This window comes from Acinetobacter sp. A47 (assembly GCF_000805455.1).
GTDB lineage: Bacteria > Pseudomonadota > Gammaproteobacteria > Pseudomonadales > Moraxellaceae > Acinetobacter.
Window position 1 is genome coordinate 1 of record NZ_JSUS01000051.1, and the last position, 13,047, is coordinate 13,047.

Annotated in this window: 13 protein-coding genes; 6 read left to right on the top strand and 7 right to left on the bottom strand. The window is 41.9% G+C overall.

Annotated elements, in window-relative coordinates; translation table 11 throughout:
* On the top strand, positions 1-884 hold an 884-nt coding region (locus OC23_RS12010), incomplete at its 5' end, for a thioesterase domain-containing protein (RefSeq protein WP_038345088.1).
* Between the two features lie 578 nt (positions 885-1,462).
* Positions 1,463-2,476: a carbon-nitrogen hydrolase family protein gene (locus tag OC23_RS12015; RefSeq protein WP_038345090.1), complete on the top strand. Its 1,014-nt coding sequence runs from the start codon at positions 1,463-1,465 to the stop codon at positions 2,474-2,476.
* Positions 2,477-2,988: 512 nt separating this feature from the next.
* Here the strand turns inward: OC23_RS12015 and OC23_RS12020 are convergent.
* Positions 2,989-3,390, bottom strand: a complete 402-nt coding sequence (locus tag OC23_RS12020; protein WP_038345091.1) for a DoxX family protein — start codon at positions 3,388-3,390, stop codon at positions 2,989-2,991.
* Positions 3,391-3,420: 30 nt separating this feature from the next.
* On the opposite strand from OC23_RS12020, the gene OC23_RS12025 reads away from it, so the two are divergent.
* Positions 3,421-4,113 (top strand): TetR/AcrR family transcriptional regulator, encoded by a 693-nt coding sequence (locus tag OC23_RS12025; protein WP_227505554.1) that lies wholly within the window; start codon positions 3,421-3,423, stop codon positions 4,111-4,113.
* A 68-nt stretch (positions 4,114-4,181) separates the two neighbouring features.
* Here the strand turns inward: OC23_RS12025 and OC23_RS12030 are convergent, their stop codons facing one another.
* The 3 genes from OC23_RS12030 to OC23_RS12040 form a co-directional block, all read right to left on the bottom strand.
* Complete coding sequence (locus OC23_RS12030; RefSeq protein ID WP_038345092.1) at positions 4,182-5,057, bottom strand: DMT family transporter; 876 nt, start codon at positions 5,055-5,057, stop codon at positions 4,182-4,184.
* A gap of 204 nt (positions 5,058-5,261) precedes the next feature.
* Positions 5,262-6,773, bottom strand: a complete 1,512-nt coding sequence (locus OC23_RS12035; RefSeq protein ID WP_038345093.1) for a hypothetical protein — start codon at positions 6,771-6,773, stop codon at positions 5,262-5,264.
* A 338-nt stretch (positions 6,774-7,111) separates the two neighbouring features.
* Positions 7,112-7,669 carry a GNAT family N-acetyltransferase gene (locus OC23_RS12040; RefSeq protein WP_038345094.1) on the bottom strand — a complete coding sequence of 186 codons (558 nt, stop codon included), beginning with the start codon at positions 7,667-7,669 and terminating at the stop codon, positions 7,112-7,114.
* Between the two features lie 137 nt (positions 7,670-7,806).
* On the opposite strand from OC23_RS12040, the gene OC23_RS12045 reads away from it, so the two are divergent.
* Positions 7,807-9,174: a PQQ-dependent sugar dehydrogenase gene (locus tag OC23_RS12045; protein ID WP_038345095.1), complete on the top strand. Its 1,368-nt coding sequence runs from the start codon at positions 7,807-7,809 to the stop codon at positions 9,172-9,174.
* Between the two features lie 180 nt (positions 9,175-9,354).
* Positions 9,355-9,795 (top strand): hypothetical protein, encoded by a 441-nt coding sequence (locus OC23_RS12050; protein WP_038345096.1) that lies wholly within the window; start codon positions 9,355-9,357, stop codon positions 9,793-9,795.
* A gap of 495 nt (positions 9,796-10,290) precedes the next feature.
* Here OC23_RS12050 and OC23_RS12055 read toward each other — a convergent pair whose 3' ends face one another.
* Both OC23_RS12055 and OC23_RS12060 read right to left on the bottom strand, forming a co-directional pair.
* Positions 10,291-10,650: a hypothetical protein gene (locus OC23_RS12055; RefSeq protein WP_038345097.1), complete on the bottom strand. Its 360-nt coding sequence runs from the start codon at positions 10,648-10,650 to the stop codon at positions 10,291-10,293.
* 242 nt (positions 10,651-10,892) lie between these two features.
* A complete protein-coding gene (locus OC23_RS12060) occupies positions 10,893-11,588 on the bottom strand; it encodes an FMN-dependent NADH-azoreductase (RefSeq protein ID WP_038345098.1) in 696 nt (231 codons plus the stop codon).
* A gap of 123 nt (positions 11,589-11,711) precedes the next feature.
* Here OC23_RS12060 and OC23_RS12065 point away from each other — a divergent pair, with 123 nt between their 5' ends.
* Complete coding sequence (locus tag OC23_RS12065; RefSeq protein WP_038345099.1) at positions 11,712-12,566, top strand: LysR family transcriptional regulator; 855 nt, start codon at positions 11,712-11,714, stop codon at positions 12,564-12,566.
* Between the two features lie 26 nt (positions 12,567-12,592).
* Here the strand turns inward: OC23_RS12065 and OC23_RS12070 are convergent, their stop codons facing one another.
* Positions 12,593-12,985, bottom strand: a complete 393-nt coding sequence (locus OC23_RS12070) for a hypothetical protein (protein WP_038345100.1) — start codon at positions 12,983-12,985, stop codon at positions 12,593-12,595.
* Positions 12,986-13,047: the final 62 nt, after the last annotated feature.

Sequence of the window (13,047 nt, forward strand, 5' to 3'; positions counted from 1 at the left end):
ATGACAGCTTCTTCATGCTGGGCGGTAACTCGTTACTGGCAGTGCGTCTGGTGAGCCGTTTAAGAAGTGCCGGTTATACGCTTGGCTTACAGGATATCTTTGCCAGCCCATGTCTGGTGGATATGGCTAAAAATGTCAGAGATGATGATATAAATAACCTTTTGATACGTGATGAAGCGCTAATTGTTAAATTAGAAGGGAATGATTCACCAGTATTTTTTGTACCTTCTGGTTTTGGTGATTACTCATATGTTTATGGATTATCAAAAACTATGGATATTGACTCCCCAATTTATGCTCTACCTTGGCCTGAGAGAATGGCTGAAGCAAAATTATCAATGAAGGAACTAGTTCATTATATGGTAAATACTCTACTTAGAGTACAGCCAGAGGGAGTCTATTCTATTATAGGGTATTCTTCAGGTGGTGTATTAGCCTGGCTTATAGCTGACTATCTACTATGTATTGGTAAGCAAGTAAAATTTATCGGTATGATTGATACTTTATCTCCTTTAGCTCCTAAAAATGAGAGTATGAATTTTGATTTAGATAATGCTGATTATTTAATTAATAAGGAGAATGTAAAACATTATGCTCAAATTGTTAGGCAGGCTGAAATAAGACCTATTGATGTAAATATTTATTTATTTAAAGCATTACTTGAAGAGGATAATGATTTGGAGTACATTAAACAGATAAGATGTTTAGGTTACAGTAGAGAACGTAATCAAGCAGCCTTGCTTTGGGATATTATTCCTGGAGTGGATAATATTAATGTATTAAGTGTTAATGGTAATCATAGTTCAATATTAAGTGATGCTCAATTTAGAAAGCAACTTGCCGATAAAATAAGCAGAGTTCTAAAAGGAGATGTTGTAAAATAATAAATTAGGTAAAATTAATAAAAAGCCAGTTAAATTGTTGTTTAACTGGCTTTTTTAATATATTCAAATTAACCTTTTGTGTACAGAATTGTATGTATACAAAAGGTTGTATAAAAATAATATTTTTTTACAGAGTAAAATGGATTAGTATGTAATATTCTTTTTGTTATTTTATTTATGATAAATTAAATTTTAATAACTTTTAATATTTTATATTGTGAGATAGATTATGAAAAAAATTTTATTGACATTAGTTTTTTTTGTTTCACTTTCTACAGGAGCGATGGCTAATAATGAGACATCGAAAATTTCTAGATACAACTCTGTTGAACCTGTGAAATGTATTCCTACATCAACTAGAATTTGTATTCCAGGACAATGGTAAATATTAATAATAAATAAAATAAAAATGCCAATGCTAAATTTTGGCATTTTTATTTTAACGATGTCGGTTAAAGATTAAGTAGATATGTGAATTTTGTATAATATTTTGAAAAGTAATACATGAAAACTGAATAATTTTTATAGTGTTATATATTTTTTTAACTATATTGGTTAATTCCTAAGAGTGATATAGCATGAAGTTGAAAGTAGCTGCTGTGCATGCAGCCCCGATTTTTATGAATGTTAAAGCTTCCCTTGAAAAGGCTATTAGATATATTGAGGAAGCTCATAAAAAAGGTATAAATCTATTAGTTTTCCCAGAAACATTTATTCCTGGCTATCCATACTTTATTGAATGTTATCCTCCTTTAAAACAAACAAATGCATTATCTCAATATACTGATTGTTCTATTGAGTTACAAAGCTCAGAAATAAAACATCTACAAAAAGCGGCCCATCATTTTAATGTAGCAATTGTCATGGGAATTAGTGAAAGGCTTACTGGTACCCGTACCTGCTTTAATAGTCAGGTGTTCATAGATTCCGATGGAACATTGTTGGGAGTACATAGAAAGTTACAGCCAACCTATGTGGAACGTATAGTGTGGGCTCAAGGAGGAGGAAATACTTTAAAGACGTTTAGATCTAGTTTAGGAATACTTGGTGGACTTGCTTGTTGGGAACATACAATGAATCTTGCTCGTCACACATTAATTACTCAGGGGGAAATGATCCATGCGGCATCATGGCCTGCACTATCAACAATGTCAGATTTTGAATTAGCAAATGCTCAAATTGAAGCTATGATGAAAACACATGCTCTTACTGGTCAATGTTTCGTGGTATCTGCTTCTAATTATGTAGATGAAACTTGTCTTTCATGGATGAAAAATAATTTAGGCGAACAGAATTTAGTAAAAGAGGGAGGAGGTTGGTCGGCAGTAATCCATCCCTTTTGTTCATTTCTTGCAGGACCTCACGTCGGGAACAAGGAAAGGTTGGTTGAGGCTGAAATCGATTTGGATGATATTAAGTATGTTAAACAATGGGTAGACTCTGCTGGTCATTATTCTAGACCTGAAATATTAAAACATACTGTTATTCATGCGCCCTTATGGCATGATGAAGCCGATAATGTTATTACAGGTTATAGTGCTTATATTGTAGATGAGTCAAAAAATATAAAAACTGATGAAAAATCTAGTTAGATATTTTTGTATGTTTAATGAAGCTTTTATTTAAAATATTTATATTTTAGTCATAATTTATATCCAAATATAAAGTGTAAATGTGACAGGTTTTTTGACAGACTTTGGTGTAGCTCAGTTCATATCTATCATAATTGGATGTGCAAAGTCTTGTATTTTCAAGATGATGAGTTGATAGAATTTGATAGATTAGTGTTGTTTCGGGTTCAACTCCCGCCATCTCCACCAAAATTCAATTCAGAGATGTTCGACTGAATGTAAAAAAGCCTTTAAGTTCAATACTTAAAGGCTTTTTTATTTGCCTGTTTGTCCAGTGTCATCCGACTTGATTTGACCTTATTTTTGCCTTCTATGGGTACTTATTGGGAAAATTTACCCAATTATTTGAGTCTCGATAAAGGGTAGATACAGATGAAGATTAAATTTCTAAATCATCTATGCGATGAGCAACTGTTTCTTATTACGATAATCACTTTCTTCTTAAATCCAGTTTTTGAAAGAAAATGATTCCATTATTTTCTACTGACGATTGCTGCTAATAAAAGTCCTCCGGTAAGAGCAATATGCTCTAAAACAATTTGCAGGTCGTGGGTTCTTGCCGGTTCAGCCAGTTTCCAGAAGGGATGGCCAACAGGAATACAAAGTAATGTAAAAACTGCAAGCATTCCGGCACCTAACCAGGTTAGGCCTGCAAAATTTGTAATCAGCAAGATGGAACCTGACAGTTGCACAGCGATGGTTGCCAAAGCAAAAAATTGGGGTGCAGGTAAATTTGCTTGATTCATTTCATTGACGACACTATCAAAATTAAATAGCCCAAAAATCCCGGCAATAAGAAAGAACGAAGATAAAACTATTCTTCCTATGAGCAAAGAATAGGGGTGAGATAAGAGTGTCTGGAGTAGTGGAGGCATCACGAAAGTTCCTGTTCTGGGTTGATGGTAATGATTGTTACCATCATACTGCTGCTTATGCCAATGTCAATAAGCAAGACATGGCTCTTTTTAGTGCAGGGTAGAATCGTGATAAGTGAAACTAGTAGTATTAAAGATACCGGCGATAAAACTTCTTTAATTATCCAGACAGTGGGAGATATGTTTCTAGAGCATGGCTACTCAAGAGTTTCCATCAATGCGATTATTGCCCAGATCGGGGGATCGAAAAGAGATCTATATGCGCAATTTGGAGATAAAGAAGGGTTATTTAGATGTGTGATTGCTGATGTCTGTCGTCAGGTTTTAGATCCTTTAAAGGCTTTGCCTGTGGATGGAGAGACGATCGAGCAAGCCTTAAAGTCTTTTGGGACAATATTTTTATCTGTACTTTTATCTGACCGGGTTATTGCCTTACAAAAACTGGTTCTTTCAGAAGCCTCACGTTACCCTGAATTTGCACAAACCTTTGTCGAATTGGGCCCTGTCAGTGCCTATCGACTGGCAGCTGAAATTTTAACCAGAAAATCTGCAGAGGGCGAAATAAAAGTTACCCAACCTCAAGTGATGGGCGCTTTATTCTGCGATATGCTGATCTCAGATTTACAATTTAAAATCATATCGGGGGGGAGTGTTTCTGAACAGCAGATTGAAGAACGGGTCCAGATGGCAGTTTCAGTTTTTTTAAACGGCATCAAAAAATAAGTTTTTAAATATTTTATTTTAAACTGAGCCTAGATTAGTTGACGAACAAAACTTTTGTTCCAGTTTGCTTATTTGCTGAATTTAGGGCTACATAGCAATATCGCAAACAGGATAATACCGATCCCAATAATGCTGAACAGGTCGGGAAGTTCATGCCAGAAAATGAAGCCCCATATTCCTGCAAAAATAATGGCAATGTAGTTCATTGGGCCAATTTGTCCTGCCGGCGCCAGGCTGTAGGCATAAGACATAAATAGCTGGCTGATATTGGCCAGTAGTCCTGCCGCGACCAGTAATAGCAGTTCATGAGTCGTAAAAACCCGCCAATGCCAGAACATGGGAATAGAAGAAATCAAGGTACCGAAGATACAGAAATAAAAAACAATACGTTCTGGTGGTTCGGTACTGGTTAATGCCCTTACCGTGACAAAGGCCATTGCTGATAAAAAGCAGGCACCCAAGCCAATAAAAGATAATGCGTTAAATAGACCTTGATCGGGTTTTGCCACAAATAAAACCCCAATCAGGCCAATCCCAGCGGCAAAAATCATCGATTTGGTAATTTTTTCTTTTAAGAAAAGCCAGGCAATTAGTGGAATAAAGATAGGAGATGAGTAACTGAACACCATGGCATTGGAAAGCTTTAGATTGGCAATGGCATAGAAAAAGCCATACATGGCGGCTAGCCCGACTATACTTCGCCAAGTATGCATCCAGAGCTTATCGGTTTTGACAAAGCTCAGTCCCTGTTTCAGCAACATTGGAATAAAGATGAACAGCCCGACGGCATTTCTAAAAAATACCACTGTCGGATTGTCTACTGTTTGTGAGGCAAAACGGATGCACACTCCCATTATGGAAAATAACAGTGCAGATGTCATTAAACAGAGCAGCGCTTTGCCCAGCTGGGTCGATGGAAGCCTTGAAGTCGTCTGATGTGGCATAGCAATGGTGTTCTCGTTTTTCAGGGATATCTTAGCAGTTATTCAAACAACCGGTAAAATAGGGCGCTATCCGCTAAAACTTAAGCACACGTTCAGCAGGGAATTAAAGACACCTCAATAAAAGAGAGCCGTATTCAGCTCTCTTTTGCCATCGGGGGCAATGTGCTAGCCGGGACAGCGGCAGGTCTTGCTACTGACGGCGGACTAAAGCTTGTCTTTCACCCAGCCATAAGCTGCGGCAAAGGGTAGCGCTGTTCGGGCCAGATAGGGAACATGCCATAAACCGCCGTGATTGGCATTTTCCATTATCAGCTCTAAAGGATGTTCGAGTGGTCTTTCCGGATTGGTCGCACTCTCAGGATTATTTAAATCATGTACCCAGAGCGCAGCCATAATGGCGTTGGTAGTTTCCGGACTAAAGGTTTCGACCTTAAACAGGTCAGCACCTGAAAATGCAGCTTTGAGAATCGGATTTTTCACCACGGAATGTGTGGTGGTGGACGGTGCAATATTGATTACGGTTTTTTGACCGCGGGCACGCGCACAGATCGCAAACCATTGCTGTAAACGTTTTGCCAGTGCGTAGTTGGGTCCCTGTTCAATCACCATACAATCGGAAATACCATAGCGCTGACCGTTGTCAGATACGATCAGCTGTTCGGCACCGGACTGAAAAAAGCGAGATAGCGAAATGTTGTGTATGGAACGGGTCAGTAACTTTTCAATCAAGGGCCGTTGTCTGATCTTGTGCTGAACCGATTGCACTACAGTTTCAGGTATTGCATAAATATCGGTTGGAGTCAACATGAACATGATGCTGCTATCCGGTTTATGCTGGCTGACCTTTTCCATAATGCTGATCATGGCCATTGAAACCCGCACATGCTTTTCACCATCCAGATAGGCAATGCCTGCAAGATCTAAACTGTCATGGAAGGTATTTAGCCAGTTTGCAATTTCAGGTGTCTGGGTGAGCAGGTTTGCCCCTAACTGTACTTCACCATTTTTCAGAGGGATTTGCGGTGCAATCAGCGTGGCATTGCCTTGCTGAACGGTAGCAGTAATTTTCTGCCAGATTTTAGGGTCGGGTAAATCAATCGCCACAATATTGGCACGCCATCGCGCTAACCAGCTTAAAGGTCCGGCTTCGGAGCCTGCCCCAAACAGCACCATGGTACGGCCAGATAAGTCAAACCATTCAGGATGTGCCTGTAATAGTCGCAGTGCTTTGGCATGACTGGGTTCGATAATATTTTGCTGTTCCCAGCGGTCAATTTGCTTCAGTAAGGCTGCACCCTGTAATTTTTCTCCCTTAAAAGGAATAAACCAGGGTTCAACCTCTACTTTACCTGTACCTTTGAGTACATAACGCTCGAAGGGCTGATCCTGACATTGTTGCATGGCCTCTGCCAAAGACAACTGTTGTCCGTCATGCCGATAGGTCAGTAATTTTTTCGCTGTATCTAGTCCTTGCTGGGCAATCAATAACGGGTTGTGTACAGAACGGATGCCTGATTTGACCAGTTCCTGAAAATAAACAGGATATTTTTTACGCCAGTTTTTTTCCGCGATTAATTGTGCTGCAACTGGGGAGTCGACCTGTTGAAGGGCGGCATATAAAATTTTCTTGGCTGTTTCTGTGGTACTGGGTGTGTTCTTGCCGGCTTGAACCGGAAACTGTATGCCATCCTGATTCAGCTGTGATTTTTTACTCAATGTCTTGCTCCGGTCTACTGAATACCAAATTCAAAAAAGTAGAGGACGGTTGTCTCTTCGATTGCTTTGTTTCCAGCATAAGTGCAAATAGGGAAATAAAAAATAGCCTAAATAGGGCAATTCAACACGATTTTGGAGCAGCATAAAACCAGGAAAAAAGACCAGATTATGCACTTAAAAACAGTAATTACAGAGGGTTAGAGTCCGCGTTTGGATTTAATCCCTCTGACCTGGATAGGTAAAATGTTACTTTGGCCGTACGACATACATGTCGAATGGCCTGTTTAGAATAAAACACGCAGCATAAATGAGCTTCAGTCATGTATGGCCAAATCCACTCAGATTTTACACATTAAATGAATATCTTCAGGCTCGAGTTGCCACAACTGCTGATCGGGTTTATCTAATAGTTCTGCGCCATGTTTTAGATAAAAATCAACGGTTCGTTTGCTGGGCGTCGCAGAAATATACAACTCGTTTCCCCCCAGCTCTTTGGCCGATTTTTTTGCTGCCTGCATTAACTGTGCACCAATGCCTTGGCCCTGATGATCAGCATCGACATAAAAATATTGCAGCAATTTGGCCTGAGGATAATCATGAATGAACTGGGCCGATACCACTGAAATACCAACCAGTCGTTGCTGGAAATCAAAGGCGCCAATGAATTTGCCATGTTGCTGGTAGAGCTGTTTTAACTTGGGGGGATCATTTTGTAGATGGTCAGCATCCCACTGTTGAACATCATAAAAACATTCAACCAGCTGTAAGGATTGCTGCACATATTGGCTGGTAATCCGTTCACGGCGGCTGATTTGTTGCCAGATCAGGTCAATTTCAGAATAGCGTAGAGGCCTTAAAATAATATTGATATGCTTTTCCTTGTCGTTGTATTTCATTCTATTTTAACGGCTCTGCTACGGTTTAAACAGTTTATTTACATTAGAGACAATCTGTTAATCAAATCTGCTATATCTCATGTATAGAACAACTTATGCTGTGCTTAGTCATTAAAAAATAATAAGGAATATTCCTCATGTCTTTGCGCCTGCTGGGTTTGCTGACGGGATCTGGGTCGATTTTACTGCTTTTGGGCTGTACCTCGTCTTCTTCGTATCCGCTGAGTGATAGTTACGGTTCACAACCGGTATTGCCCGAACCTCAATCCAGCCTGATACCGACTGTCAATATTGCGCCTGCCAAAGGCTGGCCGAAGGGGAAAATGCCGAGAGCTGCCGAGGGATTAAAGGTACAGCCATTTGCCAGCGGACTGCAACATCCGCGCTGGCTCTATGTCTTGCCGAATGGTGACGTGCTGGTGGCTGAAACCGACGCCCCGGCCAAGCCAGAGGATAGCAAGGGCATTCGTGGCAAGATCATGAAGATGGTGATGAATCGGGCCGGATCATCTTTACCAAGCGCCAACCGGATTCGTTTATTACGTGATCGCGATGGCGATGGTATGGCAGACCAGAGTACCGTCTTTCTCCAGAATTTAAATTCGCCTTTTGGCATGGCTTTGGTCGGAAACATGCTCTATGTGGCCAATACCGATGCACTGATGCGTTATCCCTATCAGGAAAATGCAACCCAAATTACCGCACAGGGTACCAAGGTGCTGGACTTACCGGCAGGTCCGCTCAATCATCACTGGACGAAAAATGTGATTGCCAATCCGGAGGGAACAAAGCTGTATATTTCCATCGGCTCGAATAGTAATGTCGGGGAAAATGGTCTGGAGCAGGAGCAAGGCCGGGCACAGATACTGGAATATGAGATTGCTTCAGGAAAAGTACGGTCTTTTGCTACCGGTCTCCGTAATCCGAACGGTATGGGCTGGCAACCACAGGGCGGCCAGTTGTGGACTGTGGTCAATGAGCGTGATGAACTGGGAAATGATCTGGTACCGGATTATATGACCTCGGTCAAAGATGGGGCATTTTATGGCTGGCCATACAGTTATTATGGTCAGCATGTCGATCAACGGGTCAAACCGCAACGCCCGGAACTGGTGGCACGTGCACTTAAACCGGACTATGCGCTGGGAAATCATACCGCATCTTTAGGGCTGGCATTTTATGCAACCGAGCTGATGCCGCAGTATCGTGGCGGTGCCTTTATTGGCCAGCATGGTTCGTGGAATCGTAAACCCCGCAGTGGCTATAAAGTCATTTTCGTACCCTTTAGAGGCGGACAGCCTGATGGCCAGCCGCAAGACGTACTGACAGGGTTTTTAAGTGAACGCGGCGAGGCCTATGGCCGGCCAGCCGGGGTGGCGATCGACTTTTCCGGTGCACTTCTGGTTGCAGATGATGTTGGAAACATGGTGTGGCGTGTTGCTCCAATAGCCCAGACCCGCTATGAAAGTCCGACCCAAACTCTTGAAGCAGTAAAGCCTAAGTAAGATCAACTCACCAGGGTTCGACGCTGAAAAAAATTGTGATTTTTCGGGCTGACTGTATCAATAATGGCTATTTATTAAAATAAAGTTCATATAAGATACATCTTTATCGTAAATCATTACAATTCTACTTATCTTTTGCTCCCATACTCACTGGGACAAAACAACTCTAAGGATAGCGTCATGCCACAGTATTTGCGTATCGCTGATAATATCTATAAGCATTTTGAAGAGGAAAAAAAATTTAATACCCCGCTTCAGGAATGTTTAAATCTTATTGTTAAACAGTTACGTGAAGAGCTTAAAGATACCGATTTGAAATTGATGTATCACTATATTGATTTTGTGGAAGGCTTTCAGGATAAACCCACCAAGGATCATATCAGTATAGATGTCAGTCTGGTCCCGAGTTATAAAAACAAAGATGAATTTGTATTGTGGCTGGCTGGATTTATTGAACGTATTACCGAAGGTGGTGTCAAGAGACTGCCTCCCATCCATGAAGAAATTCCGGCCGAGTTTACCTTTGAGCGGGACTTAAGCATTATTCTGGACCGGCTTAAAAGCAGTTCAGCTGAACAGATCAAATCCTATTTTGAAAGTGACGAATTTAAAAAAGGTTAAGTGCCAGACATGATTTAAAAAAAGCCCATTGTTGAATGGGCTTTTTAGTATGTGGAATTAAGGGCGGCTCAGTAAAGGGCAGTTAACCACTGGCTCAGCAGAGAGAATGGTGAAGCCTCGGGGCTGATCGGGACTGGCGGATGAGCTAGAAAGAACGTTATGTATTGTTTTTGTGACACATTATGTATTTATAAAATAAAGCGTGATATAAATAACACATTCACGATGAGCTTCTCTGAAAGAATGTTTATATCGTAATCCCATCCTCTTCCCCAAGGGTTTGGGATTTTTTTTGCCTGTAATTTTTATCGACAGGCAAATGGCCGGCACTGCTGAAAAGGGGCCTCAATGATTGAATACGACCTCATGGATGGGCTGTACTTTACAGGTGTCTGAGCCAGGCTCTGTTCCTTCCAGAGCTTTCAGGCCACCAAACAGAAGGGAGCGGGCCGACATCGTGGCTCCGGATGAGTAAAAATGCCGGCTAAAGTTGCCTTATTTCTTCTGTTTAAAACGATATTTACATTTTAGGCAGCGATAGTCCTGAAAGATATTCTTGTCGACCATGATACCTGCTTTTTTGCCAAAGATATTTCCGACAACTCCTCCGGTAATACCGGCACTGATTGCTCCGACAAAGGTGCCGACGGTTCCGCCGACAATCACGCCGAGTGGGCCTGCAACTGTTCCAATGGCTGCACCAACCGAAGCACCGCTTGCAGCGCCACCTACTGTACCTGCAGTTGTACCGGCCGCCATGAGTAAGACACCGCCAGTTGTTTTTAGCAGTTTGTCATGATTGCGTGTTTCAATTTCTTCGGAACCACATTTGGGGCATAGTAGAGGTTTATCCATAAAACTATCCTGTTTTATCTATCGAGGTTCAGTGTATTGAACCAGAAGCGGGAGTAAAAATGACAGGCAAACTGAAAAACGTTTACCCGTTAGGGCCGACATCGACATCACTTGTCAGGCACAATTCTAGCTGAACTGGTAAATAAGTATTTATAGTTCATGTAAATACTTTGACTGTGCTCCGGCATTCCCGAATCAGCCAGGTTACAGGGCCTCGCCGGAGAGCTGCATGACGATCCGGATCAGACCGTCTGGGCTGCAGCGGCCAGATTCATCTTCTCACTCAGTTCGCTTGCCAGTTGTTCTGCCCTGACATAGGCCTGTGCTACGGATTTTTGGTGCCGGTCATCGGCAAATTCCTGATATTCAGCTGCAATTTCATAGATTTTGTTTACGCCTAAATATTGACTAACAGTGCGTAAGTGTGGAAGCAGGTGACCCATATGCTCCCGTATTCCGCCTGCTTCAAAACCAAACTCGCCGCTTGAACTGATGATGAGCAGTGTTTTACCTGACAAGGTGGGCTGTAGAGGAAAGTCACCCCGTGCAAGATCAAAATCAAAGGTCTTGTTCACCCGGGCAATTTGGTCAAACCAGGCTTTAAGCTGGGCTGGCATGCCATAGTTGTACATTGGTGAGGCAATGATGATCAGATCAGCGGCCACGATTTCTGCAATCAGCTGGTCTGAAAGCTTGAGTATGTCGTGTTGTTGCGCCGTTCTTTTTTGTTCTGGGGTAAAGGCGGCAGCCATCCATTGCTGGGTAATAAATGGCGGTGGATTGCTACCAACATCACGATAAATATATTCATCTATGGCATGTTGGGCTTTCCAGCTCTGGATAAAGTGATGGGCAATATTCTTGGAGATCGAATTATGATTCGGGTTGGGATTATGTGCCGCACGAATACTGGCATCGATATGTAAAATGGTACTCATTTGCTCGGTCTCTACTGTGTTCAAGATGATCCCATTCTGGAATGAAGCCGGATACTGGACAAACGAATAAATCACAGCTATAGATAAGTTTAATTCATCTATATAGATCAGGGAGCGTAGGGTATGCAGGTTTCGCTACAGGCGTTAAAAGCCTTTGAGTCAGCCGCGCGTTTAGGCAGCTTTAAACGGGCGGCCGAGGAACTTTCACTCACCCCCACAGCCATCTCGCACCATGTTGCCAGGCTTGAGCAACGGTTAAATGTAGATTTATTTCATCGGCAGGTCCGAAAGGTCGAATTAACCGAGACGGGGGCAAAATTAGCCCGGCAAATTTCAGAAGGGTTTAGAAGCATTGAGGAGGCTGTAGAGCAAGTCAGACTGGCGAGCAATGTGGTGAAAGTGACCACGACTTCATCTCTGGCTGCGTTGATCCTGATTCCAGCCCTGCATGAGTTTTATTTAAATTATCCGGATATTTCTGTTGAGGTTTCTACGGGGGAGATGCTAGACAATCATCTGTATCATTTACCGGTTCGTTTAGGTCAGCTTGCTGCCGTACCCGCATCTGAAGTACTTTGCCACGAAAGCTTTAACCTGTTTGGCAGACTGCCTATTGACCGGGTTAAGACTACTGATGAGCCCATCGTGGTTTTTAATACAATCTGGAAAAACAAAAATCTAGATCTGCCTCCTTTAGAAAAATGGTGTTTGCTCAATCATATAGAGCCGTCAAGGCTCAGGGTACAAAATTTTGATCAGGAACTGCTTGGTATTCAGGAAGCCCTGGCTGGTAATGGCTATGTATTTGCATCTTGTACCCTGATGAGACGTTTGGTGAAGCAGCACCAGATTCAGGCATGCCAGACCCGGCCAGCGCAATCCGGACTCTGCTATTACATCCCGAATAGGGCGGCGCTCTATAACCGTAAAAGCCAGGTTTTTATTGAATGGCTGGAACAGCAGTTCAATCTGTCATGAGGGTCGCGATTCGATACGATCTGGATCTAGGGCAAGAATGTTTCCTGTAAATAACTCCACAACATTTTGCCCTCAATTTCTTCAATCAATGCACAAGAACGACGGATCAGAATACCTGAATCTTTGGTGTGTTTTTCGGTGTAGGTGAGTACGATCGCATCGGGTTTTTGCAGCAAGATCTGCTCATCATAGATTTCAATCTGGAGATCAGGCATTTTGCCCTGATTGTTGGCAAACAGACCTTTGACCTGTTCCAGAGAAATACGCTTGCCTGCTGCGCCCACCATTTCAAAATGTTCAGCAAAATAATCAATCAGTTGGGGAAGGTCTTGTTCGGTATGTTTGCCGCTAAAAATTTTTTCAATCAAGACGTGCATACTATGAATGCTTTCGATTGCCTGTTCTTTGCTAAGCGCCATGTTCAGTTCCATTGAAAATTAATGATTGGATTTATTTTAAAACAAAAATAAATGTAAAATTC

Bases quoted from the DNA above. Each gene is read 5' to 3' on its own strand.
- OC23_RS12015 (WP_038345090.1), top strand. From the start codon at position 1,463: ATGAAGTTGAAAGTAGCTGCTGTGCATGCAGCCCCGATTTTTATGAAT.
- OC23_RS12020 (WP_038345091.1), bottom strand. From the start codon at position 3,390: ATGCCTCCACTACTCCAGACACTCTTATCTCACCCCTATTCTTTGCTC.
- OC23_RS12025 (WP_227505554.1), top strand. From the start codon at position 3,421: ATGATTGTTACCATCATACTGCTGCTTATGCCAATGTCAATAAGCAAG.
- OC23_RS12030 (WP_038345092.1), bottom strand. From the start codon at position 5,057: ATGCCACATCAGACGACTTCAAGGCTTCCATCGACCCAGCTGGGCAAA.
- OC23_RS12040 (WP_038345094.1), bottom strand. From the start codon at position 7,669: ATGAAATACAACGACAAGGAAAAGCATATCAATATTATTTTAAGGCCT.
- OC23_RS12045 (WP_038345095.1), top strand. From the start codon at position 7,807: ATGTCTTTGCGCCTGCTGGGTTTGCTGACGGGATCTGGGTCGATTTTA.
- OC23_RS12050 (WP_038345096.1), top strand. From the start codon at position 9,355: ATGCCACAGTATTTGCGTATCGCTGATAATATCTATAAGCATTTTGAA.
- OC23_RS12055 (WP_038345097.1), bottom strand. From the start codon at position 10,650: ATGGATAAACCTCTACTATGCCCCAAATGTGGTTCCGAAGAAATTGAA.
- OC23_RS12060 (WP_038345098.1), bottom strand. From the start codon at position 11,588: ATGAGTACCATTTTACATATCGATGCCAGTATTCGTGCGGCACATAAT.
- OC23_RS12065 (WP_038345099.1), top strand. From the start codon at position 11,712: ATGCAGGTTTCGCTACAGGCGTTAAAAGCCTTTGAGTCAGCCGCGCGT.
- OC23_RS12070 (WP_038345100.1), bottom strand. From the start codon at position 12,985: ATGGCGCTTAGCAAAGAACAGGCAATCGAAAGCATTCATAGTATGCAC.